The 24,224-nt window shown below is 67.3% G+C and carries 26 protein-coding genes and 1 pseudogene; 11 read left to right on the forward strand and 16 right to left on the reverse strand.

The window, feature by feature from the left end; all coding sequences use genetic code 11:
• Positions 1-527 precede the first annotated feature (527 nt).
• From BLV97_RS19215 to BLV97_RS19245, 7 genes are all read left to right on the forward strand, one after another.
• Positions 528-1,772, forward strand: coding sequence for an amino acid ABC transporter substrate-binding protein (locus tag BLV97_RS19215; RefSeq protein WP_081824962.1), 1,245 nt, complete (start codon positions 528-530; stop codon positions 1,770-1,772).
• Between the two features lie 70 nt (positions 1,773-1,842).
• Complete coding sequence (locus BLV97_RS19220) at positions 1,843-2,727, forward strand: branched-chain amino acid ABC transporter permease (RefSeq protein WP_035840312.1); 885 nt, start codon at positions 1,843-1,845, stop codon at positions 2,725-2,727.
• Positions 2,720-3,652 (forward strand): branched-chain amino acid ABC transporter permease, encoded by a 933-nt coding sequence (locus BLV97_RS19225; protein ID WP_051645935.1) that lies wholly within the window; start codon positions 2,720-2,722, stop codon positions 3,650-3,652. Before BLV97_RS19220 ends, BLV97_RS19225 begins: the two co-directional genes overlap by 8 nt.
• Entirely contained in the window at positions 3,642-4,352 is a 711-nt protein-coding gene (locus tag BLV97_RS19230) for an ABC transporter ATP-binding protein (protein WP_035840315.1), read from the forward strand. The genes BLV97_RS19225 and BLV97_RS19230 overlap by 11 nt, the downstream gene beginning before the upstream one ends.
• Complete coding sequence (locus BLV97_RS19235) at positions 4,349-5,065, forward strand: ABC transporter ATP-binding protein (RefSeq protein WP_035840317.1); 717 nt, start codon at positions 4,349-4,351, stop codon at positions 5,063-5,065. Before BLV97_RS19230 ends, BLV97_RS19235 begins: the two co-directional genes overlap by 4 nt.
• 42 nt (positions 5,066-5,107) lie before the next feature.
• Positions 5,108-5,854, forward strand: a complete 747-nt coding sequence (locus BLV97_RS19240) for an AraC family transcriptional regulator (protein WP_051645936.1) — start codon at positions 5,108-5,110, stop codon at positions 5,852-5,854.
• A gap of 100 nt (positions 5,855-5,954) precedes the next feature.
• Positions 5,955-6,890, forward strand: coding sequence for a DMT family transporter (locus BLV97_RS19245; RefSeq protein WP_035840319.1), 936 nt, complete (start codon positions 5,955-5,957; stop codon positions 6,888-6,890).
• Here BLV97_RS19245 and BLV97_RS19250 read toward each other — a convergent pair.
• On the reverse strand, positions 6,887-10,294 hold the full coding sequence (locus tag BLV97_RS19250; RefSeq protein WP_035840321.1) for an indolepyruvate ferredoxin oxidoreductase family protein: 3,408 nt from the start codon (positions 10,292-10,294) through the stop codon (positions 6,887-6,889). The two genes, BLV97_RS19245 and BLV97_RS19250, sit on opposite strands and share 4 nt — an antisense overlap.
• Positions 10,295-10,431: 137 nt before the next feature.
• On the opposite strand from BLV97_RS19250, the gene BLV97_RS19255 reads away from it, so the two are divergent.
• The gene (locus BLV97_RS19255; protein ID WP_081824963.1) at positions 10,432-10,878 is read left to right on the forward strand and encodes an Lrp/AsnC family transcriptional regulator; all 447 of its coding nucleotides are present in this window, start codon (positions 10,432-10,434) and stop codon (positions 10,876-10,878) included.
• 6 nt (positions 10,879-10,884) lie between these two features.
• Here BLV97_RS19255 and BLV97_RS19260 read toward each other — a convergent pair whose 3' ends face one another.
• The 5 genes from BLV97_RS19260 to BLV97_RS19280 all read right to left on the reverse strand — a co-directional run bounded on the left by BLV97_RS19260 (position 10,885) and on the right by BLV97_RS19280 (position 15,468).
• Complete coding sequence (locus BLV97_RS19260) at positions 10,885-11,841, reverse strand: carbohydrate kinase family protein (RefSeq protein ID WP_035840325.1); 957 nt, start codon at positions 11,839-11,841, stop codon at positions 10,885-10,887.
• An 11-nt stretch (positions 11,842-11,852) separates the two neighbouring features.
• The gene (locus BLV97_RS19265) at positions 11,853-12,695 is read right to left on the reverse strand and encodes an ABC transporter permease (protein WP_051645937.1); all 843 of its coding nucleotides are present in this window, start codon (positions 12,693-12,695) and stop codon (positions 11,853-11,855) included.
• A complete protein-coding gene (locus BLV97_RS19270; RefSeq protein ID WP_035840327.1) occupies positions 12,688-13,455 on the reverse strand; it encodes an ABC transporter ATP-binding protein in 768 nt (255 codons plus the stop codon). Before BLV97_RS19270 ends, BLV97_RS19265 begins: the two co-directional genes overlap by 8 nt.
• 58 nt (positions 13,456-13,513) lie before the next feature.
• On the reverse strand, positions 13,514-14,542 hold the full coding sequence (locus BLV97_RS19275; protein ID WP_035840329.1) for an ABC transporter substrate-binding protein: 1,029 nt from the start codon (positions 14,540-14,542) through the stop codon (positions 13,514-13,516).
• 134 nt (positions 14,543-14,676) lie between these two features.
• Positions 14,677-15,468: an enoyl-CoA hydratase gene (locus BLV97_RS19280; protein ID WP_035840332.1), complete on the reverse strand. Its 792-nt coding sequence runs from the start codon at positions 15,466-15,468 to the stop codon at positions 14,677-14,679.
• Positions 15,469-15,526: 58 nt separating this feature from the next.
• Here BLV97_RS19280 and BLV97_RS19285 point away from each other — a divergent pair, with 58 nt between their 5' ends.
• The gene (locus tag BLV97_RS19285; protein WP_244521070.1) at positions 15,527-15,979 is read left to right on the forward strand and encodes a PaaI family thioesterase; all 453 of its coding nucleotides are present in this window, start codon (positions 15,527-15,529) and stop codon (positions 15,977-15,979) included.
• Here BLV97_RS19285 and BLV97_RS19290 read toward each other — a convergent pair.
• Complete coding sequence (locus BLV97_RS19290; RefSeq protein WP_051645938.1) at positions 15,976-16,341, reverse strand: bactofilin family protein; 366 nt, start codon at positions 16,339-16,341, stop codon at positions 15,976-15,978. The two genes, BLV97_RS19285 and BLV97_RS19290, sit on opposite strands and share 4 nt — an antisense overlap.
• 184 nt (positions 16,342-16,525) lie before the next feature.
• Between BLV97_RS19290 and BLV97_RS21675 the strand changes: the two are divergent.
• Positions 16,526-16,747: pseudogene (locus tag BLV97_RS21675) on the forward strand (DUF6324 family protein); the annotation flags it as partial.
• A 92-nt stretch (positions 16,748-16,839) separates the two neighbouring features.
• On the opposite strand, the gene BLV97_RS19300 reads toward BLV97_RS21675, so the two are convergent.
• From BLV97_RS19300 to BLV97_RS19340, 9 genes are all read right to left on the reverse strand, one after another.
• The gene (locus BLV97_RS19300) at positions 16,840-17,319 is read right to left on the reverse strand and encodes an MmcB family DNA repair protein (RefSeq protein WP_035840352.1); all 480 of its coding nucleotides are present in this window, start codon (positions 17,317-17,319) and stop codon (positions 16,840-16,842) included.
• Between the two features lie 82 nt (positions 17,320-17,401).
• The gene (locus BLV97_RS19305) at positions 17,402-17,764 is read right to left on the reverse strand and encodes a hypothetical protein (protein WP_035840355.1); all 363 of its coding nucleotides are present in this window, start codon (positions 17,762-17,764) and stop codon (positions 17,402-17,404) included.
• 595 nt (positions 17,765-18,359) lie between these two features.
• Positions 18,360-18,686, reverse strand: coding sequence for a hypothetical protein (locus BLV97_RS19310; protein WP_035840358.1), 327 nt, complete (start codon positions 18,684-18,686; stop codon positions 18,360-18,362).
• A 99-nt stretch (positions 18,687-18,785) separates the two neighbouring features.
• Entirely contained in the window at positions 18,786-19,247 is a 462-nt protein-coding gene (gene nusB / locus BLV97_RS19315) for a transcription antitermination factor NusB (protein WP_035840361.1), read from the reverse strand.
• On the reverse strand, positions 19,244-19,783 hold the full coding sequence (locus BLV97_RS19320; RefSeq protein ID WP_035840364.1) for a 6,7-dimethyl-8-ribityllumazine synthase: 540 nt from the start codon (positions 19,781-19,783) through the stop codon (positions 19,244-19,246). Before BLV97_RS19320 ends, nusB begins: the two co-directional genes overlap by 4 nt.
• A 3-nt stretch (positions 19,784-19,786) precedes the next feature.
• Positions 19,787-20,890: a 3,4-dihydroxy-2-butanone-4-phosphate synthase gene (ribB, locus tag BLV97_RS19325; RefSeq protein WP_035840366.1), complete on the reverse strand. Its 1,104-nt coding sequence runs from the start codon at positions 20,888-20,890 to the stop codon at positions 19,787-19,789.
• A 266-nt stretch (positions 20,891-21,156) separates the two neighbouring features.
• Positions 21,157-21,732, reverse strand: a complete 576-nt coding sequence (locus BLV97_RS19330) for a hypothetical protein (protein WP_035840368.1) — start codon at positions 21,730-21,732, stop codon at positions 21,157-21,159.
• Complete coding sequence (locus BLV97_RS19335) at positions 21,729-21,953, reverse strand: hypothetical protein (RefSeq protein WP_035840371.1); 225 nt, start codon at positions 21,951-21,953, stop codon at positions 21,729-21,731. The genes BLV97_RS19330 and BLV97_RS19335 overlap by 4 nt, the downstream gene beginning before the upstream one ends.
• Positions 21,950-22,552 carry a riboflavin synthase gene (locus BLV97_RS19340; protein ID WP_035840374.1) on the reverse strand — a complete coding sequence of 201 codons (603 nt, stop codon included), beginning with the start codon at positions 22,550-22,552 and terminating at the stop codon, positions 21,950-21,952. Before BLV97_RS19340 ends, BLV97_RS19335 begins: the two co-directional genes overlap by 4 nt.
• A gap of 141 nt (positions 22,553-22,693) precedes the next feature.
• Between BLV97_RS19340 and BLV97_RS19345 the strand changes: the two genes are divergently transcribed.
• Positions 22,694-23,671: an agmatinase gene (locus BLV97_RS19345; RefSeq protein WP_035840377.1), complete on the forward strand. Its 978-nt coding sequence runs from the start codon at positions 22,694-22,696 to the stop codon at positions 23,669-23,671.
• Positions 23,672-24,224 lie beyond the last annotated feature (553 nt).

Consider the following 24,224-nt stretch of genomic DNA (forward strand, 5'->3'; position numbering starts at 1 on the left):
CCGCGCCTGCGCCCATTGCTCACGCCGCCGAATGATGGCACACAAATGCAGAACAAACTCGACTTACGAGTGGCCCTGAAAATAGGGGCAGGTCACTTGCGACCGCCGCATGCTTTCTGCGAACGGATCGGGCTATCCGCAACGGGTGAGTCGGCCCGCGCATAAGCCCCTGCCTAGAAAAATCCGCGCTATGGCAACCGTTTAGGCGGCTTCGTTGCGCATATGCATGAATTTGAGGCAGCGTCATTTCGGAGGTGCGCGCGCAAGGATATTGCCACGACACGAAGCCGTGATATCGGCGGCGGGCCTGGCATTGATGGGTTTTCGGCACCGGCGGAAAAATCATGCGCGCGCCGGCGCTCATGATCGCGGCGCATCACGGTTTTATGAGCACATTTGAGTCTCGTGCCGCTCGTTTTGGAACTTGAACGTGCCCTATGACTGCGCCGCACAACTGCATTCGCAATGTTCCATCCGCGAACCGCGCTGTCGGCCTGGTTCCGGGTGGAAGAATGGGAGGGATATCCATGAAACTGAAGCAATTTCGGCTCGCGGCGGCGATGGCTGCGGCGGCGCTGAGCGCGGCCGGCGCCGCAAGCGCCGCGAACGCGCCCAGCGTCATCAAGATCGGCACGCTCTATGCCGGCTCGGGCAATTTCGCCGTCGCCTCGCAGGCGCAGTACAAGGGCCTGGAATTCTGGGCCAAGCGCGTCAACGCCGAGGGTGGCGTCTATGTCAAGGCCTATGGCAAGAAGATCCCCGTCAAGATCGTCGCCTATGACGACCAAAGCTCGACCTCGACGGCGACCACGCTCTACAACCAGCTGATCACGCAGGACAAGGTGGATCTGGTGGTTGCCGATTTCGGCTCGGTGCTGACTTCGGTCGCGATCCCGCTGGCGAAGGAGCACAAGATGCTGCTGATCGACCCGACCGGGTCCTCGGCGGGTTTCTTCAAGGAAAAGACCGACTACCTGGCCGACGTCTCGATCCCGTCCTCGGCGGTCTGGCCGATGCCGCTGGCGAAGTTCCTTGAGCAAGAGCACATCAAGAAGATCGGCATCATCTATGGCTCGAACGATTTCGACGGCTCGCAGGCCGATACGCTGAAGGCCGAGTTCAAGAAGGTCGGCATCACCCCGGTTTTCGACCACGCCGTGCCCACGGGCGAGCGCAACTATACCGTGCTGCTGCATTCGGCCGCCGCCGCCCGGCCTCAGGCGCTGATCGAGCTGGGCTATCTGCCCAATGACGTGGCCTTCCTGAAGTCGCTGAAATCCTCGGGGCTGCACTTCCCCTTCGTGTTCACGATCTTCCCGGGCCAGTTCAAGCAGCTGATGGAAAAGAACGTCGGCAAGGACGCGCTGAAATACACCTATTCGTACCCGGCCCCGCCGATGATCAAGTACGAGAAGGTGAACCTCGGGATGAACACCGACCAGTTCCTGAAGGCCTGGGGCAAGACGCATGACGGCGCCGAGGCGAACTTCGTCAATGCCGGCGGCTACAACGCGGGCATCCTGATGGCCAAGGCGATGGGCACCGCGCCGCAATTCACCCAGACCGACCTGCACAAGGCGCTGCTTGGCATGTCGGGCAAGATCACGACGGTGCTTGGGGCCTACAAGCTTTCGCCCACCGGCGCCCAGCTGGGACAGCGGCTGCCGGTCGCGCAGTTCCAGCCGCAGAAGGACGGTAGCCTGAAGACCGTGGTCGTCTATCCGGCCAGCCACAAGACCGGCGACGCGATCTATCCGGCGCCCCAGGGCTGAGGCCCGATCAACCATACGATAAGGGCGGCCCGAAGTGTTTCGGGCCGTCTTCTTACTCAGGGAGGCGCCAATGCAAGCGCTCTTGGAATATGCGATCGTGGGGGGTGTCCTCTACGGCATATTCTTCGGTCTCGTCGCGGTCGGGTTGAACCTGATCTTCGGGGTGATGCGGATCATCAACCTGGCGCATGGAGAATTCGTCATCCTCGGCGGCTTCGGCGCTTATTGGCTGTCGACCTCGCTGGGGTTGAACCCGCTTTGGGGGCTGCCGCTGGCGGCGCTGGGCGCGGTGGTGATCGGCTTTCCGCTGTATTACGCGGTGGTGCCGGGGCTGCAACGCTCGCGCGATCCCGAGATGCTGTCGTTCATCCTGTTTTTCGGGCTGGCGCAGATCATCGACGCGATTATCTCGCTGGGGTTCGGCCCCGATCAGCGCAGCCTGCCCGACGAAGCGCTAGGTGGCGGCACGATCTCGGTGCTGGGCCAGGCCTTCCCCGACAGCTGGTGGGTCGCGGCCGGGGTCGCGATACTGGCGATCATGGGGCTGTGGCTCTATCTGACGCGCACCCGGCTGGGTTTTGCCACCCGCGCGATCATGGCCAACCGCGACGAGGCCTTCGCGACCGGCATCGCCGTCGACCGGGTTTCCGCCATCGCCTTCGTCATCGGCCTGGCGCTGGCCGGCGCGGCGGGGGTCTTCGTGCCCTATCTGCAGGGCTCGGTCGCGCCGGGCATCGGCAACAACCTGACCACCACCTCCTTCGCGATCCTGATCATCGGCTCGCTCGGCAATCCGGTCGGCACGCTCTTTGGTGGGCTGGTGTTCGGGGTCGGCTCGATGCTGATGCAGACGTTCTATGCCTCCTGGTCGGATCTGGTGCCCTATGTGCTGCTGGTCGTGATCGTGTTGCTGCGCCCGCAGGGCCTGTTCGGAAAGGCGGTACGCAATGCGTGAGACCTGGTTCAAACGCGCGCGTGCGGGGGTCATCACCGCGGCGGTCCTGGCGCTGGTCTTCGGCTTCGCGCCCACGCTCTACAACAACAGCTCGCTCTTGTTCATGATGATGACCTACATCGTCCTGGCCCAGGGGCTGAACCTGCTTTACGGCTTCACCGGCTATCTGCCCTTCGGCTATGTCGGCTTCTTCGGCACCGGCGCCTATGCGACGGCGCTGCTGGTGATGAAATTGCACCTGCCCATCGCCCTGGCGATCGCCGCGGGGCCCGTTGCCTCGATGGTTGTCGCCGTGGTGCTGGGGCCGCTTCTGCGGCTGTCGGGGGCCTATTTCTCGATCGCCAACCTGGCGGCGTCGCAGATCCTGTTCATCGTGATCGGCAACCCCAACATGCAAGACATCACCGGCGGCCCCTACGGTGTGAAGATCGACCAGGTCTACAACCCCACCGCCAGCTACGCGGCGATGGTGATGCTGGTGGTCGGGGTCACGCTGATCGCCACATTCTTCCGCCGCTCGCGCTTCGGGCAGGGGCTGAAGGCGATGGCCGACGACCCGGTCAGCGCCGAGATGTCGGCGATCCCGGTGGTGCGGATGCGCCTGCTGGCGTGGCTGACCTCGGCCGCGGTGGCGGGGCTGGCGGGGGCGCTTTACGCCTGGAACCTGTCGGTCTTCTACCCCGATGCGGTGTTCACGCTGGAGATCTCGGTCTTCGCCATCGTCTTCGCGCTGTTTGGCGGGGTCGGCACGGTGCTGGGCCCGATCATCGGCGCGGGGCTGCTTTACGCGCTTTACAACGCCATCGGAATTTCCGAGCCGCAATATTTCCAGCTGATCTACGGCGTCCTGATCGTCGGGCTGGTAATGTTCCTGCCCGAGGGCATCCTGTCGCTGCTGACGCGGAGGGGCATCAATGTCTTCTGAACCGATCCTGGCGCTGACGAATGTCGCCAAAAGCTTCGGCGGCTTTCAGGTCCTGACCGACGTGAACTTCGAATTGAAACCCGGAGAGATCCTGGGCCTTGTCGGGCCGAACGGGTCGGGCAAGACCTCGGTCATCAACCTGATCTCGGGCGTGCATCAGCCCGAGGCCGGCACGATCCGCTTCGACGGCGCCGAGATCCAGCGCCTGACGCCCCATGCGCGGGTGAAGCTGGGGATCAACCGCTCGTTTCAGGTGCCGAAATGCTTCATCTCGATGTCGGTGCGCGAAAACATCGAGGTGGCGGCGCATTTCAGCGGCCATGACGCCGATATTCCGGCAATCCTCGAAGATATCGGCCTGTCGGGGATGGAGGCCGCGCCCGCCGCCTCGCTGACCGCCAACCAGCAGAAGATGCTGGATCTGGGCCGGGCGCTGGCCACGGGGCCGAAGCTGCTGCTGGTGGACGAGATCGGCGCCGGGCTGAACCCGGCAGAGCTGACGGGGATCGCGGATCTGCTGAAGCGGATCGCGGCACGCGGCATCTCGATGATCGTGGTCGAGCATCTGATGGAATTCCTCAACAAGCTGACTTCGCGCGTGATCGTGCTGTCGGCGGGAAAGATCATCTTCGAGGGCAGCCTGGGGGATGCCTCGCACGATCCCGAAGTGGTCACAGCCTTTTTCGGAGGTGCGGCATGAGCGCTTTGCTGGAAGTCGACAAGGTCGAGGCCGGCTATGGCGCCGTGCAGGTGCTTTGGGGCTGCGACATGGTGGTCAACAAGGGCGAGACGGTGCTGCTGCTGGGCGTGAACGGGGCGGGCAAGACCACGCTTCTGCGCACGCTGGTGGGGTTGCAGCCCTGCCGCGGCGGCGCGATCCGGCTGGCGGGCGAGGACGTCACCGGTCTTGGTCCCGACGCGCGCATCCGCCGCGGCATGGCCTATATGTCGGAACTCGGCGTCTTCCCGACGCTGTCGATCGCGGAAAACCTGCGCCTGGGCGCCTATGGCGCCTCGAACGCCGAGGCGCGGCGCAGGGCCGAGGCGATGTATCAGATGTTTCCGGCGCTGGCGCAGAAACGGCGCAGTGCGGCGGGGTCGCTCTCGGGCGGGCAGCGCAAGATGCTGGGGCTTGCCAAGGCGCTGATGTCGGGGGCCGAGATGATCTTCATGGACGAACCGTCGTCGGGCCTGGCGCCGGTCTTTGTCACCCAGGTGATCGAGACGCTGAAGGGGGTGATCGGCGGTGGCACCTCATTGCTGATCGCCGAGCAGAACATCGCCTTTCTGGAACTGGCCGACCGGGGCTATCTGATGGATCACGGCAAGATGGCGGTGTCCGGCACGCGGGCCGAGCTGGAAAGCAGCGATGCGGTGCGGCGGGCCTATTTCGGCGTCGGCGCCGAAGGGTAGGTCCCACTTGACGGCGGCGGGGCAGGGTGGCCAGATCCGGCCATGATGCACGCGCCCTTGCCCCGTCTCGAAACCCGCCGCTACGGCGAAGGCCTGGCCCGGCACCGCCATGCCTTTCATCAGGTCGTCCTGCCGCGCGCCGGCGAGATGCAGATCGAGATCGGCGGCCGCGAGGGCCTGCTTGGCCGCCAGCACGCGGCCTTCATCCCGGCCGGGGCCGTACATTCGTTCGAGGCCCGCGGCGCACAGGATTTCCTGATCCTCGATCTGCCGCGCGATCCGGCACAGACGCGCGGCGCGGGCGCGCTTGATCGCCTGGCGCAGACGCTTTTCTTTCCGCTGACACCGGCGCTTGATCAGTTGATCGCCTATGCCCAGGGCTTTCGCGATCTGCGCCTGCCGGACCCCGCCGCCTGGGTCGCGCTGCTGATCGCCACCGCCGCGCCGGGGACGCCGCAGGCGCCCTCGGGCGCCCTGGCACGGGCGCAGGCGCATATCGAGGCCCATCTCGGGACGCCGCTGACGGTGGCCCGGATCGCCCGCGCCGCCGGCATCAGCGAACGCGGCCTGCACCGGCTGTTTCGCGCCGGCCTGGGCACCACGCCGCATGCCTATCTGGCCCGCCGCCGGGCGGCGCGCGCGCTGGATCTGCTGGACCGCTCCACGCTGTCCATCGCCGAGATCGCGCATCTGGCGGGATATGCCGATCAAAGCGCGCTGACTCGGGCGCTGAAGCGGCAATTGGGCGTCACGCCCGGCGCCTATCGCCGCGATCGCGCCCGGCGCTGATTGGCAGGATCGGTACAGCGATCGGCAGGGTGGGCCAAAGACCGCGCCCGCCCGCCGGCCTAGCCTGACGCGTGATGATCCGTTCCCGATTCCGCCCGCGATGACAAATGTTCCCGATACCGCCGCTCTTGCCGCGTCGCCCGCCACAATGGCGCGCGCGACGGCGATCGGCATCATCGCCATCGCCTGCTGGTCGGCGCTGGCGCTGCTGACCCGCCGCGCCGCGCCCCTGCCGCCGTTCGAGCTTTTGTCGCTTAGCTTCGGGGTGGCCTTCGTGGCCAATGGCGCCGTGGTGCTGCGCCGCGGCCCCGCCGGGTTGCGCAGCTGGCGCCAGCCCGTGGCGGCGTGGGTTTTCGCCTTTGCCGGCATTTTCGCCTATCATGCGCTTTACTTCACCGCGCTCAGCCTGGCGCCGGCGGCGCAGGCCAGCCTGATCGCCTATCTTTGGCCGCTGCTGATCGTGTTGCTGTCGGCGGGGGCGGCGGGGCGGGGCTTTGCGCCTCGGCATCTGGTCGGCGCCGCGTTGGGTTTTGCGGGCACGGTTTTCGTGGTGCTGGGGCCGGGCGGGGCGGCCCCCCTGCCGTCCGCGCAGCCGGGGGCCTGGGCGGGATATGCGGCGGCGGCGGGCTGCGCGCTGGTCTGGTCGGTCTATTCGGTCGCCAACCGCCGCTTCCGGGCGTTGCCCAGCGGCATGATCGGCGGGGTCTGCGGGCTGGTCGCGCTGGCCGGCGGTGCGGTGCATCTGGCGCTGGAGCCGACGCTGACGCCCAGCCCCGCGCAATGGGCGGCGGTGGTGCTGCTGGGTCTGGGCCCGGTGGGGGTGGCCTTCCTGGCCTGGGATCATGCCACGAAACACGGACATATGGCGCTGCTCGGCGCGCTGTCCTATCTGACGCCGCTGGCATCGACCCTGCTGCTGATCGCGGCCGGGATTACCCCGATGCGCTGGGGCATCCTCGCGGCGGCGGTGCTGATCGTGCTGGGTGCCGCCATCGCTGCCCGACGCCCGAAACGCCCAAGCCCCACCAGCGGCTAGCCGCGTCCCGCCAGCCGCCCGGCGACTGCGGCGCGTACCTTGCGCGCGGCCTCTTCGCGGACCGGACCGTAGCCGCGAATGCCGTCGGGCGCGCCCAGGACCTCGGTCCATAGCGCCTTGTCCTGGGGCCGGTAATCGCGCGCTGCCCGGTCCAGCAGTTCCTCGAACCACGCCAGCAGGTCCCGGTCCAGCCGCCGGTCGGCCGAAAAGCGGAACGGATCGGCCCAGCTGCCGCGCAGGCGACGGGCCCGCGCCAGGCCGCGCAGCAGCGGCGCGATCCAGGGGCCGAAGCGGCGCTTCTTCGGCCGTCCGCGCGCGTCGCGGCCAAGCGGCAGCACCGGCGGCGCGAAATGATAGGACAGGGTGAAATCGCCCTCGAACTGATCCGCCAATTGCCGGATGAAGGCCGGATCCGTCTGCAGCCGGGCGACCTCATATTCATCCTTCACCGCCATCAGCTTGAACAGCGAATGCGCCGCCGCGCGGGCGCAATCCTCATCGGCGCGGGCGCGCAGGGCGGTGATCTTGTCGCGGAAACGGCGGGCGAGGGTTTCGTCGTGATAGTCGGTCAGGAAGGCGGCGCGATTGTCGATCAGCGCGTCGAGCGCGGCGACGGGCGCGGGGGGCGGGGGGGCCAGCGCCTCGGGTCGTGCGGCCATCACGCGGCCCAGATCGAAGGCGCGGGCATTGGCCTCGATCGCGACGCCGTTCAGGGCGATCGCCTGCTTCAGCGCGGCCTCGGACAGCGGCACCAACCCATTCTGCCACGCATAGCCCAGCATCATCACATTGGCGAAGACGGCCTCGCCCATGAACCGCTCGGCCAGGGCGTTGGCATCGAAGGCGGCCAGGTTTTCCGCCCCGATCGCGGCCCCGATCGCGGCTTCGCGCGCCGGGATCTTCAGGTCGGCGTCGCGGTTCAGCACCAGATCGCCGGTCGGCATCGCGGCGGTGTTCAGCACCATCCGCGTGCCCGCCCGGTAATGCGCGGACGCCTTGGGCGAGGAACTGACCACCGCGTCGCAGCCGATCACCGCATCGGCCGCGCCGGTTTCGATGCGCACCTGGTTCAGCGCCTCGGGGCCCGACGCCAGGCGGATATAGCTAAGCACGGTGCCGAATTTCTGGGCGAAACCGGTGAAGTCCAGCACGCTTGCCCCCAGCCCTTCCAGATGCGCGGCCATGGTGATCAATGCGCCGACCGTCACCACGCCGGTGCCGCCGACGCCGGTGACCAGCAGATCGTAGGGCGCCGATATCGCGGGGATCTCGGGCGCGGGCAGGTCGACCTTCAGCGCGGGCAGGTCGATCTCGGCCCCGGTGCGGCGCCGGCGCCGGCCGCCCTCGACGGTGACGAAGCTGGGGCAGAAGCCGCCCAGGCAGGAGAAATCCTTGTTGCAGCTGCTTTGGTTGATGCGCCGCTTGCGGCCGAATTCGGTTTCCACCGGCTCGACCGACAGGCAGTTCGAGGCGATCGAGCAATCGCCGCAGCCTTCGCAGACGGCTTCGTTGATGACGGCGAATTTCGCCGGGTCGGGCAGGGTGCCGCGCTTGCGGCGGCGGCGCTTTTCGGTGGCGCAGGTCTGTTCGTAGATCAGCACCGACACGCCCTTCACCTCGCGCAACTCGCGCTGCACGGCGTCCAGATCGGCGCGGTCGTGGAAACTGGTGCCGGGCGGGAAATCGGCGCGCCGGAACTTGGTGATGTCGTCGCTGACCAGCGCGATCCGGTCCACCCCCTCGGCGCGGCTGGTCTGGGCGATGCCCTGCACGCTGATCGGCCCGTCCACGGGCTGGCCGCCGGTCATCGCCACGGCGTCGTTGTAGAGGATCTTGAAGGTGATGTTGGTGTGCGCCGCCACCGCCTGGCGGATCGCCAGGCTGCCGGAATGATACCAGGTTCCTTCGCCGAGGTTCTGGAACTGGTGCTTGCCGCCGTTGTATTTCGACGCCACGACCCAGGGCACCCCTTCGCCGCCCATCTGGGCATAGCCGTCGGTGTCGCGCCCCATCCACGACGCCATCACATGACAGCCGATGCCGCTGGCCGCCTTGCTGCCCTTCGGCACGCGGGTGCTGGTGTTGTGCGGGCAGCCCGAGCAGAAATAGGGCGTGCGGGTGGCGCCGGGCACGGACAGGACCGGCACCGCCTTTTCGCACAGCGCGGCAGCCCGGGCGGGCAGGTTTTCGTCCGGAAAGAACGCGTCCAGCCGCTCGGCGATGATCGGGGCAAGGATCAGCGGCGAAAGCTCTCCGGTCCAGGGCACCAGATCGCGGGTGGCGGCGGCGTCGTGCTTGCCCACCATCTTTTCGGGCTTGTGGCCGGGCCAGTCGTAGAAATATTCCTTGAACTGGCTTTCGATGATGCCGCGCTTTTCCTCGATGACCAGGACCTCGCGCTTGTCCTTGACGAAGTCCAGCGCCGCGCGGCGGGCCAGCGGCCAGACCATGCCGACCTTGTAGATGTCGATGCCCAGACGGCGACAGGCGGCCTCGTCCAGCCCCAGCAGGCGCAGCGCCTCCATCAGATCCAGATGGCCCTTGCCGGTGGTGACGAAGCCATAACTTGCCTGCGCGATGTCATAGATCCGCCGGTCGATCGGGTTGGCCTCGACGAAGGCCTCGACGGCGCGCAGCTTGTGGCCGATGCGGGTCTCGATCTCGGCGCTGGGCAGATCGGCGGGGCGGACATGCAGGCCGCCGGGGGGCAGTTCGATCTGGGGAAGGGTGAAGGCGCGGTCGGGGGGCAACTCGACCGAGCGGCCGGATTCCACGGTTTCCGAGATTGCCTTGAATCCCACCCAGGTGCCGGAAAATCGTGACAGGGCAAGACCGTATTCGCCGAAGCTAAGGTATTCTCCGACATCCGCGGGGTTCAGTGTCGGCATGAACCAGGTCATGAAGGCCACGTCCGACTGATGCGGCATCGACGACGAGACACAGCCGTGATCGTCGCCCGCCACCACCAGCACGCCCCCCTTCGGCGAGGAGCCATAGGCGTTGCCATGGCGCAGCGCGTCGCCCGAACGATCAATCCCCGGCCCCTTGCCGTACCACATCGAGAAAATCCCCTCGACCTCGCAATCGGGGTCCAGAACGGCCTGCTGCGCACCCAGCACGGCGGTGGCGCCCAGATCCTCGTTCACAGCCGGCATGAAGGTGATCCTGGCCGCCTCCAGCCGTTTCGCGGCGCGCCACATCTCCAGATCCACGGCCCCCAGCGGCGAGCCGCGATACCCCGAAACGAAACCGGCGGTGTTCAGCCCCGCCGCCCGGTCGCGCCGCGCCTGATCCAAAAGGATGCGCACCAGCGCCTGGGTGCCGGTCAGGAACACCCGACCCTCGGTGCGGGTGTAGCGGTCTTCCAGCTGATAGGGGGCGAGGTGGGGGCGCGGAACGGTCATCGGGATCTCCTGCGATGAAGGTCTTGGCGAAAGCGTAACCCGTGAAGTCCGAAATATTATCCCGATGGCTCCCGACCATCGACGATCTTCCGAATTCATGTTTCACAAAGATGGGCAAATGCGGTATCGAAGTTCGCATGAACCTGGATGATAAGGACCGGGCGATCCTTGCCCATCTTGCGCGCGACAGCCGCATCTCGAATGCCGATCTGGCAGAGCGGGTGGGCATGTCCACTTCGGCGCTCTGGCGCCGCGTCAAGGCGTTCGAGGATGCCGGGATCATCGAGGGCTATGGCGCGCGGCTCAACCCCGCCCGCATGGGGCTTGGATTTCACGCCATCGTCCATGTCCAACTGATCCGCCACGACCCCGAGCGTCTGAAGGCCTTCCTGGCCGGGATCGCCGCGCGCCGCGAGATCGAGGAATGCTTCGCCACCACCGGCCAGGCCGACTACCACCTGCGGGTGCGCTGCGCCGATATCGAGGCCTACAACCGCTTCCTGGAAGAGTTCCTCTTTCGCCTTCCCGCCGTGCGCAGCGCCGAAACCAACGTGGTGCTGCGCGATCTCAAGCGCGGTAGCTAAGCCCTTTCATTGTTCCCCAAATACGCCCGCGGCCTGGGCAAGCTCGTGCCGCCAGGGCGGGTTGGCCCCGGCGCGCGAAACGGTCACGGCGGCGACCCGGGCGCCAAAGGCCAGCGCCTCTTCCAACGCCTCCGCCTCCAGCGCCGCCAGCGCGGGTTTCGTCAGCTTGCCCAGCTCCGACAGCCGCGCCAAAAGGCCCGCGTTGAACGTATCGCCCGCGCCCACGGTATCGACGACTGTCGCGCGCCGCGACGGGACAGAGACGATCCGCCCCGACGGCAGCCGCGCGATCGCGCCCTGTGCCCCGCGCGTCACCACCACGATCTTCGGCCCCTCCGCCGCCAGCGCCGCCAGTCCTTCGGCATCGGCGCGCGCGCCAGGGATCAGCCAGGCCAGATCCTCGTCCGACACCTTGACGATATCGGCCAGGGCCAGCATCCGGCCCAGCCGCGCGCGAAAACGCCCGGCGTCGCGGATGAAGCCGGGGCGGATGTTGGGGTCGATCATCACCGCGCGGGCTTGACCCTCGCGCGCGCACAGCGCCGCGTAGGTGTCGCCGCAAGGCTCGACCGGCAGCGAGATGCCGCCGAAATAGAGCGCCTCGACATCGTCGGGCAGCGCCGGCAACTCGGCCTCTTGGATCATCCGCCCGGCAGAGTTTTCGTCGTAGAAGTGATAGGTTGCATGGCCGTCCCGAAGCTCGACGAAGGCCAGCGTCGTGGGCCGGTCAGAGGTGATCGCCAGATCGGTCGCGACATTCGAGGCCGCCAGCGCCCGGCGCAGCTTTTGCCCGAACAGATCCGTCGAAAGCCCGGTCAGCATCGCCACCGGGATCTCCAGTCGCCCCAGCGCCACGGCGGTGTTGAAGATCGCGCCGCCGGCATGGGGGACGAAGCCCTCGGGGCCCGCCACCGTGGCGGTCGGGATCATGTCGATCAGGGCTTCTCCGCAGCATAGGATCATGGTGGTCTCCGTTATGCGCGCCAATCCAGAAGGCGCCGTTCCGCAAGGCCGATCAGCCAACTGCCTGTCAGGCCGATCGACGACAGGATGATGACCCCGGCGAACAATTCGCCGAGGTTGAAGATCGAGCCCGCCATCAGGATATAGGCGCCGATCCCGTGCTGGGCGCCGATCATCTCGGCCGCGACCAGCAGCACGATCGCGATCGAGAACGAGATGCGAAACCCCGAAAGGATTCCGGGCATCGCGCCCGGGATGATGATCTTGCGCACGATCGACGACCATTTGAGCCCGAACGACTGTCCCATGCGGATCAGCCCGCGGTCCACCGCGTCGACGCCGGCATAGGTGGAAATGACCGTGGGAAAGAAGGTGCCGAACAGGATGGTCGCCACCTTCGATCCCTCGCCAATGCCGAGCCAGATGATGAACAGCGGCAGAAGCGCGATCTTGGGGATCGGAAACAGCGCCGATACGATCGGCAGGGCGGCCGCCCGGGCCTGGCTGAGAAGGCCGATGATCAGGCCCACGCTGATCCCCAGCACCGCACCCAGCAGCCAGCCGGTCAGCAGGCGATAAAGGCTGACGGAAAGGTTGGTCCAAAGCGTGCCGGTGACGATCAGGTCGCGAAAGGCGATCAGCACGTCCCGTGGCGCGGGCATGGCGATCGGGCTGATGAAGCCGGTGGCAGATCCGATCTGCCAGAGCACCAGCAGGATCAGCAGAACGACCGGCGCAAGGAACGGATGGCGGCGATGCTGGAAGCCGCCGCCGCGGAACGGGACCGGGCGGGCGTCCTGGGGGATCTCGATCGCAGAGCCGGGCCGCGGTTCGGGCAGGGGGCTGTCAGGCATGGGCCAGTTCCCGGTCGGCGGCGGCGGCCTCGTCGCGCATCATCTCCCACAGGCTGCGTTGCAGGGGCTCCAGTTCGGCCATGCGGGCGGGGCGTTCGGCCAGCGGCATGTCGATGTCCACCACCTCGCGGATGCGGCCCGGGCGGCGGCTGAGCACCACGATGCGGTGGCCCAGGCGCACGGCTTCGGCCAGGTTGTGGGTGACATAGGCCGCGGTGAAGGGGGTGCGGGTCCACAGTTCGACCAGGTCGTCCATCAGCAATTCGCGCGTCTGGCTGTCCAGCGCGGAAAGGGGTTCGTCCATCAGCATCACCGCAGGGCGCACGGCAAGCGCCCGGGCGATCGCCACGCGCTGCTTCATCCCGCCCGAAAGCTGCCTTGGCCAGGCGCGGCGGAAATCCGACAGCTTGGTGCGCGCCAGCACGTCCGCGATCACCTCGCGCGCGCGGGCGCCCCGGATCCCGTGATCCTCCAGCACCAGGCTGACGTTGCCTTCCACCGTGCGCCAGGGCAGCAGCGCGAAGTCCTGGAAGATATAGGTCAGCGGATTGAGACAACCCTCGGGCGCCGGCCCCGAAATCAGCACTTGCCCCGCACCTGGGCGTTCCAGCCCGCCGATCATGCGCAGCAGCGTGGATTTCCCGCATCCCGAGGGACCGATGATCGAGACGATCTCTCCCGCGCGCAGGTCGAAGGAGATGTCGCGCAGCACCTCGGTGTCGGCGTAGGAATGGCTGATCCGGTCGAGGATGATGCGCATCTGTCTGTCCCGATGTGGCAGGGGCCGCAAAGCCCCCACCGGCGACGCCCGGGGGGCGTCAGAGTTCCTTGACGTAGCCTGACTTGACCAATTGATCCATCGTCACGTCCTTGGGGGCCATGTTGGCGCCCTGAAGCCATTCAAGCTGGCTTCTCACCGAAGACATGGTGATCGCCGCGCCCGGGTTCACCAGCATCGCGCCGTGCTGGATGCGCGGCGCGGCCTTTTCCAGCGGCATCGAGGAATAGACGTATTCGTGGATGATCTTGACGACCTCGTCCACCTCCTTGGCGTCGGCCTTCTTGTAGACCAGCGCGTTGTTGTAATCGTCGATCCCCTTCGACAGCGCGGCAAGGTAGCGTTTCACGACCTCGGGCTTATGGTCGGCATTCTTGGCCGAGGTGAACACGGTGGTGACCTGATAATCGGGGATATAATCCGAGATCTTGCCGATCTCGACCACGCTGCCGCCTTTTGCCAGCGCATCGGCGATGTTGGGCACGATTGACCAGGCGTCGATCTGGCCGGATTTCAAAGACGCAATGATCGCCGGCACCTTCTGTAGCGGCACGAAGCGGATGTCGGAGGATGGGAAGCCCGCCTTCCTGGCGATCATATCGGCCATGTAGTTGAAGGACGACCCCGCCGAGGTCAGCCCGAAGGAATGCCCCTTCAGGTCCTCGGGCGTCTTCAGCCCGGCGTCATAGGCCTTTTTCGAGGCCAGGATCTTCTGGCCCTCGATGCCCTTGTGTTCCTGCAGGGCGCCGCCGATGATCTTCACCGCGCCCTTCTGCGCCAGGCTGACCAGGCCGCCCGAGATCGCGGTCATGCCGAAATCGACATCGCCCGAGGCGATCGCCACGGCCATCGGCTGCGCGGCCTGGAAGCCGACGAAGCTGACGTCGAAGCCCTGGTCGGCGAAATAGCCGCGCGCCTTGGCGATCATCGCCGGGGCGTGCGAGGTGAAATGCAGGATGCCGACCTTGATCGGCGTGCCGGCGGCACGGGCGCGGCGGGGCAGGATGAAAGGCGCCGCCGTCGCGGCGCCCAGACCCGCCAGAACGGCGCGGCGGTTGGTGGTGGTCATGCTGGCTCCTCCCAGGTGGCCGGACGTTGCGCGCCCGGGGCAGATGATATTGAAATGGCTAAGGCGTTAACGCCGGGGCGTCAACGTCCGGGGGGCGCTTCTGTCGAGCCGGGCCTGCCGTGTTCGGGCGGGGGCTATTGCTGCCATACGGGTTTGCGCTTTTCGATGAAGGCGGTGATGCCTTCGTCGGTATCGCGCCAGAGCATGTTTTCCACCATCACCGCCGCGGTATGTTCATAGGCCTGGGCCAGCCCCATCTCGATCTGTTCGTAGAAGGCGCGCTTGCCGATCTTCACCGCCGCGCCCAGCTTGCCCGCGATCGTCTGCGCCAGTTCCAGCGCGGCGGACTCCAACTGGGCCTCTGGCACGGCGCGGTTGATCAGGCCCAGGCGCTCGGCGCGGTCGCAGTCGATGAAGGCGCCGGTGGTCAGCATCTCGAAGGCCTGCTTGCGCGGCACATTGCGCGACAGCGCCACCATCGGCGTCGAGCAGAAGAGGCCGATATTCACCCCGTTCACGCCAAAGCGCGTGCCCTCGGCCGCCACCGCCAGATCGCAGCTGGCCACCAACTGGCAGCCCGCCGCGGTGGCGATGCCGTGCGGCGCCGCGATCACCGGTTGCGGCAGGCGCGGGATCATCTGCATCACCTCGGCGCAGCGCGCGAAGAGATCGGCGAAATAGGCACGGCCCCCATCCTCGGCCTGGCGGCCGGCCTGCATCTCCTTCAGGTCATGGCCGGCGCAGAAGGCCTTGCCGGCGCCGCGCAGCACCACCGCCTTGATAGCGCGGTCGCCCTGAAGCGCCGTGAATGCCGATTTCAAGGCAGCCAACATCGCGTCGGACAATGGATTGAGCGCAGCGGCGCGGTTCAGTGTCAGCACCGCGACCGCCCCGCGATCTTCGCGCAGCAGGATATCATCGCTCATCTTGCCAATCCTTTCGCTTTCGCCGAACTGTAGGGCGGGCAAGAGCAGAGGGAAAGAGATGCGTGACATCGTGATGGACGGGCCGGCCCTGGAAGCGTTCTGCAAGGAGGCCTTCCCGCAGGTCCATCAGGACTTTGCGGTGGAAGAGGTGGCGCCGATGCGGGTGAGGGTGCGCCTGAAGGTTGCTGAACGGCACCTGCGCCCCGGCGGCACGGTGTCGGGGCCGTCGATGTTCGCGTTGGCCGATGTCGCTGTCTATTTCGCGCTGCTGGCGATGATCGGGCCGAAGGCTTTGGCGGTCACGACGAATTGCTCGATGGATTTCATGCGCAAGCCGGCGGCACATGCCGACCTGATCGCCGAAACCCGCCTGCTGAAGCTGGGCCGGGCGCTGGCGGTGGGCGACGTGCTGATCTTTTCGGCAGGCATGGAGGCACCGGTGGCGCGGGCGACCATGACCTATTCGATCCCGCCGGATCGCCCGGCCGCCGCCCCGGCCGCGACCCCCTAGCGCGACTTCGCCTGCTTGAACTTGCCCTCGACATCGGCGCCGCTTTCGATGGTCAGGCTTTCATAGCTGACCTGCACCCGCGCGCCGGCCGACGAGCGCAGCGTGAGGTTCCGGCAGGAAATCGAGCCATCGATCTTTCCCATCACGTCGACGATCTCGGCCCGCACCTTGCCGTTCACCCGGCCCTCGGCGCCGATGATCAGCTTGCCCGCCTCGATATCGCCCTCGACCACGCCCAGCACCTCGACGGAGCCTGCGGCCTTGAGGTTGCCGGTGATCTTGAGATCCTGGGCAAGACGGGTTGGGTGAATCTCTGGCGCCCCGGCTGGGGGCGTCGTGCCGGTCTCCGATTTGCTGAACATCGCTTTCTCCTTGACCCCGCGCAATGGTTGCGTCGTCGTTAGAAGCGGAACCTGCCGTGCGGGTCAAGAGCGCGCGCGCCCGCGCCGCAGGAATTGCGCGCCACTCCGCCGGGCGGGGGGATGGCCGCGCCTCTTGCGGCGCGGTCGATTGCGGTTTAGGCGGAAGGCGACCGGAGGGCGCAGCATGAGTATCGACAAGGAAAGCGACATCGCCGCGAATTTGCAGATCGGGCCGACGACGCTCGGGATGGTGCGGATCTATGTCGAGGCCGAGGGCATGGATCTGCCGCTCGATTTCGAACCCGAGGAAGCCGAGGAGATAGCGGAAGAGTTGCTGGCCGCGGCGAAGCTGGCCCGCGGCGCCGGCGACCGGACCGGAGCGGGCAGGGGCGAGGCCGCGAAAAAGGCCGACAAGGCAGCGGCGCGCTCGGAGGGGCGCTCGGGGGGGCGTTCGGCCGAGCGTCCGGGCCCCAAGGGTGCCGGGCGGTCGCGCCGAAGCTAGCGCCGCGTGCCCGGGCCCGGGTCGCGCAACGCCCGCAATTGCCGTGCCGATTGTCGGGCGAAGGCCCGCGTCACCACCTTGCGCCGCGCCGCCGGCAGCGCCCGGCATTCAGGCCAGCGCAGGATCTCGGCGCCGTATCCATCGGCAAGGATCAGGCCGGACTCGGCAGGCAGCAGCTCTTGCGGGAAATCCGTATCCACCGCCCAGAAGAAGCGATCGCAATAGGCCAGGTATCCGCGCCATTTCCTGTCCGAGGTGAAATCGGCGCGGCAGGATTTGCATTCCACGATCCAGATCTCGCCCTTTGGACCAAGCGCCATCACGTCGACCCGAAGCCCCGGTGCGGGCACCATTTCGACCATCGGCACGAAATCATGCCCCAGAAGCGCGCGGCAGACCCCGCGCGCCAGCAACTGCCCCGGCTGCGCCGCCGGGTCGGGGGCGGCGACCGTATCGGAAAAGAAATCTGACCTCATGCTCAAAAGCATGAACAAATGATGAACATAAATCAAGCCCCGAGGCGCCGTTTCGGCTTGGCCCCGTCCGGTCCGGTCGTGGTCAGGCGCGGTTGCGCAGCACCACGATCACGAATACCACCATCGCGGCCAGCACCAGGAAGGATCCGACGATCGCCACGCCATGCGGCCCGTGCTGGGCGATCGCGATTCCGGCCGGAAAGATCCAGGAGCCAAGCGTCGACAGGGCGAAATGCAGCTTTGCCAGCCCGGTCGCGGCGGCGGCCGGCACCGCGTGGTAATACAGGCCGAAAAGGGCCATCAGCACGCCGCCCACCAGGTTCAGATGCGCGTGTGCCGGCGCCATGGTGAAATCCTCCTGGATCCCCATGCCGATGCCCCAGATCATGCCGATCGTCAGATAGGCTGCCGCCGACAGCACGAAGGCAAATGCCAATCCCTTCATGTATCCCCCCCGGGGCGCGCGCGGCCCCGTTTTCCCGTTCGCGGGGGGCATGCTATCACGCAGGCGTGAGCTTGGCGAATAATTCACCCGCCGGCCCGCGCGCCCTTGTCGCGCGCGCGGCGCAGACCTATCTTGGGCGATGGCGGGTTCTGCCCCTCTCGTGCAAGGCCGATTTTCCAGTGGCCGATAAGCAATTCCGAGGGAGCTGGCTCTGCCGGGGCCGTGGCCTCGGTATCTGGCGCCCACCTGGTTAAACCAGGCTCTCGGGAAAACAGCGCCTTCACGGTTGCCGCGGGCCCGCCATCCCATCCCCCTGTTCGAAGATGCCGGTCGTCGAAGATGTCGGCGCCGCCCGCCGGCGGGGAGCGTGCCGACGGCGCGCGACCCCGGGCCGTCGCGGGCAGGGCGCGATCCAGACAGGCATGCGCCGGATGCCGGGGCCCTCGGCCCGGCGCGCTGACATCATTGCAAGAAATCGAAGGGTCCGGGTCCGAAGGAAATGGACGGCCCGATGTGAATGGACAGGTCGTGAATGGACAGGTCGCGCCGCGCCGTCTGCTTCGGCCTGGCCGCGCCCTCGGGCTGGCCCAGGGGCTTAGCGCCGCCGAAAGGCGGCCTTGCGCGGGGCGGTGGCCTCGGCGCGAACCGGGATCGGCGTGCCGGGGGGCAGGCGCAGCCGGGTGCCGCCCCGCGGGCCGTCGTCTTCGGCCATGCGCATCACGGCAATGGCGAACTGGACCCCCGCGAAGACCGCCGCATTGGCGACCCACAGCATCCCCGCGGCCAGCCAGCCGCCGCGTGTCTCAAGCACGAGATGGCCGAGACCGGCGATGTTGAACCCGATGAGCAGCGCCACGAAGACCGCGGCCAGCGCCCAGCCGATCAGGACGTTGCGGATATACATGCGGATGAGTTCCGGCATCGTGGGCCTCCCTTCGTCACATTTCTATAGTAATGTGTTTTTTGCCGATTCCCAGATGCAGATCGCCGCAGCCGCCCCGGATCGGCGGTCTTGTGCCGTTCAGAAGGCCTCGGGGCGGGCCTCGCGGGCGATGTGGTCGAGCACGGCATTGACGAATTTCGCCTCGCGCCCCTCGGGAAAGAAGGCGCGCGCGACATCGACATATTCGTTGATCACCACCTTGGGCGGGGTGTCCATCGCGACCAGCTCGGCGCCGGCGGCGCGAAACAGCGCCCGCAGAACCGGGTCGATCCGCGCGATCGGCCATTTCGCGACCAGCGCGCGGTCGGTCATCTTGTCGATTCGCGCCTGCCAGTTCACCGCCCCGTCCATCAGGGCGCGGAAATGGTCCGCGTCGCCCTCGGCCATCTCGTCGCCCTCATAGGTGGCGCCGAAGCGGTGGTCGAGGAATTCGCGGCTGACCGCCTCGACCGTCTGGTCGGAGCGTTCCATCTGAAACAGCGCCTGAACCGCGTAAAGCCGCGCCGCCGCCTTCATCTGCTTCTTGTCGGGCTTGGTCATACCGTGTCGGTCCCGCCGGCCATCTTGATCTCGTCCCCTGCCTGAAAGCCCATTGGCCGGGACGTGCCCGACCAGCGCCGCGCCAGCGCGATCAGATGCAGCGCCGCCTCGGCCGCGCCGCTGCCCTTGTTCTGGCCCGCGGGATCGGCGCGCACCTCGGCCTGGGTGCGGTTCTCGACCGTGAGGATGCCGTTGCCAAGGCAGGCGCCCTGCAGCCCCAGCAGCGTCAGCCCGCGCGAGCTGTCGTTGCAGACCGTGTCGTAATGCGTGGTCTCGCCCCGGATCACGCAGCCAAGCGCGACATAGCCGTCGTAATTCGACAGCCGCGCGGCCAGCGCGATCGCCGGCGGGATCTCCAGCGCGCCGGGCACTTCGATCAGGTCGTGCGTGCCGCCCACGGCCTCGATCGCGGCGCGGGCACCGGCGACCAGATTGTCGGCGATGTCCTTGTAATAGGGCGCCACCACGATCAACAGCTTCACGGGCTTGGCGAAGGCGGGCAGGGGCAGGGTGTAATGGGTTTCGGATCCGGCCATGGTTCACTCCATCGGGATCGGGCGGGTGCCGGTGATCGACAGCCCGTAGGCATCCAGCCCCACGACGCGCGGGGTGGGCGAATTGGTGAGCAGGGTGATCTCTGCCACGCCCAGCGACGACAGGATCTGCGCGCCCACGCCATATTGGCGCAGGGTCTGGGGCGAGACCGCGTCATCGGCGCTCAGTTTCATCGTCACGTCGCGCAAGAGCACCAGCGCGCCACGGCCCTCGGCGGCGATCAGTTGCATCGCGGCGCCGAATTCGCGGGTGCGGCCCGGGCCGCCGGTGCCGACCACGTCAAGAAAGGGGTCGAGCGTGTGCATCCGCACCAGCGTTGGCCCCGGCGCGGTCAGGTCGCCCTTGATCAGCGCGATATGCTCGGCGCCGTGGGTTTCGTCGGTGAAGATCCGCAGCGCCCATTCGCCGCCGAATTCGGACCGCACGACGCTTTCCGAGGTCACCCGCACCAGGTTGTCGTGGCGCCGGCGATAGGCGATCAGGTCGCTGATCGTGCCGATCTTCAGCCCGTGCCGCTGTGCGAAGGCGATCAGATCGGGCAACCTCGCCATGGTGCCGTCTTCGTTCATGATCTCGCAGATCACGCCCGAGGCATTGAGACCCGCCAGGCGGCTGACGTCGACCGCGGCCTCGGTATGGCCCGCGCGCACCAGCACGCCGCCCTCGCGGGCGCGCAGCGGAAAGACGTGGCCGGGCGTGGCGATATCGGCGGCGCCTTTGGTCGGGTCGATCGCCACCGCCACGGTGCGCGCCCGGTCATGGGCCGAGATGCCGGTGGTCACGCCCTCGCGCGCCTCGATCGACAGGGTGAAGGCGGTCTCGTGGCGCGAGGAATTCTTGGCGCTCATCAGCGGCAGACCCAGCGCGTCGATCCGCGCGCCCGGCAGCGCCAGGCAGATCAGGCCGCGGCCATGGGTGGCCATGAAGTTGATCGCCTCGGGCGTCGCCATCTGCGCGGGGATCACCAGATCGCCCTCGTTCTCGCGGTCCTCGTGATCGACAAGGATGAACATCCGGCCGTTGCGCGCGTCCTCGATGATTTCCTCGACGCTCGAGATCACGCCGGAATATTCGGTTTTCTCGCTCATCGCCCGTCTGGCCCCGCTGCCGTTTGAAATGCCGTGCTGCTGCACCGTCGATCCGGCGCGGCCTTGCCTTATCGCGGCGGGACGGAAATGGAAATCCCCCGAGTGGGCGGCGCGGCCCCGGCCTGGCGCACAGTTTGCGTGCATCCCGGCCCGACGCGGCGCGCGGACCCCGCGGGGAGCGGAGTATTTTTGCCAAGATGAAAAGGAAGGGCGCCTGTCCGGTCCTTCATCTTGGCCCAAATACTCATATGGCGGCGCGGGAAGGATCAGGGCGCCGGCGACTGCGCGAAGAAGCGATCGGCCGGCAGGTAATAGGCAAGCCCCGCCGCCGCCGACCAGTCGCGTTCGAGGCCGAGATCGCCCACCAGCACCACCCGGTCGCCCGGCAGCTTGTGCGGGTCCAGCGCCGCGCGCAGGGCGGCGCGGGCCTCGGGCCAGGCGGCAAGCGCGGCCGGCGCGGGATAGGCTGCGTCAAGCTGCGGCGCGGCCATCATCACCCGCGCGGGATCAAGCGGCGCCTGCGCCAGCGCGATGCGTCCGCAGGCGGCCAGGCGGGAAAGCTTTTCGACCCGGTCGCCCGGAAGGCGCGGCGCGGGTCCCAGCAGGCGCAGCGCGTTCGATGAGAACAGAAACGCCACCACGTCATGCCCCGAAGCCGCGCGGACCGAGGCATAGGTGCGGTAATCGAGCCCCAGTTCGGCTGCCCGGCGTACCCGCGTTCGCACCACCTCGACCGGCAGCGAATTGGGCAGCAGATCTGCCCGAGCGCGGCGCCAGGCATGGCGGCGCCAACTGTAGCCACCCTCGAGCGTCGGGCCGCCGTTGTGGCCGATCGTGCTCATGCGTTGCCCGCCAGCCGGTCGATGTCGCGCCGGGCGGCGTCCAGCACCTCGGCCGCCCCTCCCGCGCCCCGGCTGGGGGCACCCAGGCGGCGCCAGCCGTGCCCATCCCCGGGGTCAAGGCGGCATTCGACATGGGCGAAGCCTCCGGCGCTGCCTTGCAGGATGTCGACGCAGCGCAGCCCGTCCGGTGCCTCGACCGAATGGGCGACGACGGGTTTCACGCCCAGTCCCGAAGCCGCGCGACATAGCGCGCCATTGTGTCGATCTCCAGGTTGACCGGATCGCCCACCTGCGCCGCCCCCCAGGTGGTGACCTGCTTGGTATGGGGGATGATGTTGACGCCGAAATCGCGCCCCGCCACCTCGTTCACCGTCAGCGAGGTGCCGTTCAGCGCGACCGACCCTTTCGGCGCGATGAAGCGCGCCAGATCCTGAGGGGCGCGGAAGGTGAAGCGGGTGGAATCGCCCTCGGGTGCCATGGCGATGATCTCGGCCACCCCATCGACATGGCCCGAGACGATATGGCCGCCCAATTCGTCGCCCACCTTCAAGGCGCGTTCCAGGTTCAGCAGCTTGCCCGGGGCCCAGCCATTGCGGCCGATATTGGTCTTCGAGACGCTCTCGGCCGAGATCTCGACGTCGAACCAGGGTTCTGGCGTGGCGCCGAGCGCGATCACCGTCAGACAGACCCCGTCGCAGGCGACCGAGGCGCCGATGTCGATCGTGTCGATGTCATAGCCGGTGGCGATGCGGGCGCGCAGGTCGCCGCGCTGCTCGACTTCCAGAATGCGGCCCTGATCGGTGATGATGCCGGTGAACATGACGCCTCCTTCGTTGGCTTCGATGCCTAGCCCCGGGCCGGGGCCGTGTCCAGTGCGGCGCGCCCCAGCTTTTCCCTTCCCAGATCGGCCCCAGCCCCCTAACACAGTGGAAAAACACAGTGGAAAACGAAGGAGACGCCGATGCCGGTTCCTGTGGATCCGACCTTCCGCCCGGTCTCGGGCTTTGATCTGCCGCGCTTTGCCGGGATTCCCACCTTCATGCGGCTGCCCCATGTCGGGCTGGACGATCCGCGGCTGGGCCAGGTCGATATCGGCCTGATCGGCGCGCCCTGGGACGGCGGCACCACCAACCGCCCCGGGCCGCGCCACGCGCCGCGCCAGATGCGCGACGCCTCGACCATGATCCGCGCCGAAAACGGCATCACCGGTATCCGCCCCTTCGAGATCGCCAATGTCGCGGATCTGGGCGATGTCGGCCCGAACCCCGCCGACCTGCAAGACAGCCTGGCGCGGATGACCGCCTTCTACGCGCGCGTGCGCGAGGCGGGGGTGCTGCCGCTGACCGCCGGCGGCGATCACCTGTGTTCGCTTCCGATCCTGCGGGCGCTGGCGGCGGACGGGCCGCTGGGCATGATCCATTTCGACAGCCATACCGACCTGTTCCATTCCTATTTCGGCGGCACGATGTTTACCCACGGCACCCCCTTCCGGCGCGCGGTGGAAGAGGGGCTGCTGGACCCCAGGCGTGTCGTCCAGATCGGCATCCGCGGCAGCGCCTATGACCGCGAGGACCGCGACTTCGCGCGGGCGGTGGGCATCCGGATCATTCCGATCGAGGAATTCCACGCCCGTCCGCTGGAAGACGTGATGGCCGAGGCCCGCGCCATCGCCGGGCAGGGGGCGACCTATGTCAGCTATGACATCGACTTCGTCGACCCGGCCTTCGCGCCCGGCACCGGCACGCCCGAGGTCGGCGGCCCCAATTCCTGGCAGGCGCTCAGCGTGGCGCGGCTGCTTGAGGGCGTCGATATCGTCGGCGCGGATCTGGTCGAGGTCTCGCCGCCTTTCGACCCCTCGGGCGGCACGGCCTATCTGGGGGTGTCGATCATGTTCGAGATCCTGTGCGTCATGGCGGCCCGGATCGCGGCGCGGCGCTAGGCGGCGGGGCCTGACGGGTCGAGGCGAGGCGGGGTCCGGGGATTCGGGGCGGCGCAGGGGATTCGGGGCGCGATTCGGGCCGGACCGGGGGCGAGTCGGCCCATTTCGGTGGTGATTCCGGCCTTTGCGGCGCTGCGGGCGGCAGGGAGGCAAAGTTATCAACAGCCCGTCCACCAAAAACCGCATGGCACGGGGCCGCGACTTGTGGCCGTGCCTACCGGAAGGGCCAGCAAAACAAGGGCTTCCCGAAAAAAAGCACATGTTGAGTGAATTTTCCTCTTGCGGCCTGCTGCGCCCAACCGTAAACACCCCCTCACCGAAGCGGAAGCAACGGGGCGGCGCGGACCGGCGCCAACGGGAAACCGGCGGAACGGGTCGCGGCGAACAATCAGGAGGCTAGGCAGGCGGGCGCGCCCCAAGTAAAGTGGCGCTTCAGGCTTGTTTTTGTGTGCTGGTTAGCTCTTTGACATAGCGAATATCTGAAGAGATATGCGGGCGGTTTGGTCTTAATCGACTGATGAGCTTGTATATCGGCTCTCTAGGGCTTCGGTCC

Source organism: Allgaiera indica (assembly GCF_900106675.1).
In the GTDB taxonomy this organism is placed as follows: Bacteria; Pseudomonadota; Alphaproteobacteria; order Rhodobacterales; family Rhodobacteraceae; genus Acidimangrovimonas; species Acidimangrovimonas indica.

Excerpts from the sequence above, each read along its gene's own strand:
- BLV97_RS19310 (WP_035840358.1), bottom strand. The coding sequence starts at position 18,686 with ATGCCGGAACTCATCCGCATGTATATCCGCAACGTCCTGATCGGCTGG.
- BLV97_RS19300 (WP_035840352.1), bottom strand. The coding sequence starts at position 17,319 with ATGAGGTCAGATTTCTTTTCCGATACGGTCGCCGCCCCCGACCCGGCG.
- BLV97_RS19340 (WP_035840374.1), bottom strand. The coding sequence starts at position 22,552 with ATGTTCACCGGCATCATCACCGATCAGGGCCGCATTCTGGAAGTCGAG.
- BLV97_RS19280 (WP_035840332.1), bottom strand. The coding sequence starts at position 15,468 with ATGAGCGATGATATCCTGCTGCGCGAAGATCGCGGGGCGGTCGCGGTG.
- BLV97_RS19290 (WP_051645938.1), bottom strand. The coding sequence starts at position 16,341 with ATGTTCAGCAAATCGGAGACCGGCACGACGCCCCCAGCCGGGGCGCCA.
- BLV97_RS19245 (WP_035840319.1), top strand. The coding sequence starts at position 5,955 with ATGACAAATGTTCCCGATACCGCCGCTCTTGCCGCGTCGCCCGCCACA.
- BLV97_RS19230 (WP_035840315.1), top strand. The coding sequence starts at position 3,642 with ATGTCTTCTGAACCGATCCTGGCGCTGACGAATGTCGCCAAAAGCTTC.
- BLV97_RS19225 (WP_051645935.1), top strand. The coding sequence starts at position 2,720 with ATGCGTGAGACCTGGTTCAAACGCGCGCGTGCGGGGGTCATCACCGCG.
- BLV97_RS19275 (WP_035840329.1), bottom strand. The coding sequence starts at position 14,542 with ATGACCACCACCAACCGCCGCGCCGTTCTGGCGGGTCTGGGCGCCGCG.
- BLV97_RS19285 (WP_244521070.1), top strand. The coding sequence starts at position 15,527 with ATGCGTGACATCGTGATGGACGGGCCGGCCCTGGAAGCGTTCTGCAAG.
- BLV97_RS19345 (WP_035840377.1), top strand. The coding sequence starts at position 22,694 with ATGCCGGTTCCTGTGGATCCGACCTTCCGCCCGGTCTCGGGCTTTGAT.
- BLV97_RS19250 (WP_035840321.1), bottom strand. The coding sequence starts at position 10,294 with ATGACCGTTCCGCGCCCCCACCTCGCCCCCTATCAGCTGGAAGACCGC.
- BLV97_RS19265 (WP_051645937.1), bottom strand. The coding sequence starts at position 12,695 with ATGCCTGACAGCCCCCTGCCCGAACCGCGGCCCGGCTCTGCGATCGAG.
- BLV97_RS19260 (WP_035840325.1), bottom strand. The coding sequence starts at position 11,841 with ATGATCCTATGCTGCGGAGAAGCCCTGATCGACATGATCCCGACCGCC.
- BLV97_RS19240 (WP_051645936.1), top strand. The coding sequence starts at position 5,108 with ATGATGCACGCGCCCTTGCCCCGTCTCGAAACCCGCCGCTACGGCGAA.
- BLV97_RS19305 (WP_035840355.1), bottom strand. The coding sequence starts at position 17,764 with ATGAAGGGATTGGCATTTGCCTTCGTGCTGTCGGCGGCAGCCTATCTG.
- BLV97_RS19320 (WP_035840364.1), bottom strand. The coding sequence starts at position 19,783 with ATGGCCGGATCCGAAACCCATTACACCCTGCCCCTGCCCGCCTTCGCC.
- nusB (WP_035840361.1), bottom strand. The coding sequence starts at position 19,247 with ATGACCAAGCCCGACAAGAAGCAGATGAAGGCGGCGGCGCGGCTTTAC.
- BLV97_RS19215 (WP_081824962.1), top strand. The coding sequence starts at position 528 with ATGAAACTGAAGCAATTTCGGCTCGCGGCGGCGATGGCTGCGGCGGCG.
- BLV97_RS19270 (WP_035840327.1), bottom strand. The coding sequence starts at position 13,455 with ATGCGCATCATCCTCGACCGGATCAGCCATTCCTACGCCGACACCGAG.
- BLV97_RS19255 (WP_081824963.1), top strand. The coding sequence starts at position 10,432 with ATGAACCTGGATGATAAGGACCGGGCGATCCTTGCCCATCTTGCGCGC.
- ribB (WP_035840366.1), bottom strand. The coding sequence starts at position 20,890 with ATGAGCGAGAAAACCGAATATTCCGGCGTGATCTCGAGCGTCGAGGAA.
- BLV97_RS19330 (WP_035840368.1), bottom strand. The coding sequence starts at position 21,732 with ATGAGCACGATCGGCCACAACGGCGGCCCGACGCTCGAGGGTGGCTAC.
- BLV97_RS19235 (WP_035840317.1), top strand. The coding sequence starts at position 4,349 with ATGAGCGCTTTGCTGGAAGTCGACAAGGTCGAGGCCGGCTATGGCGCC.
- BLV97_RS19220 (WP_035840312.1), top strand. The coding sequence starts at position 1,843 with ATGCAAGCGCTCTTGGAATATGCGATCGTGGGGGGTGTCCTCTACGGC.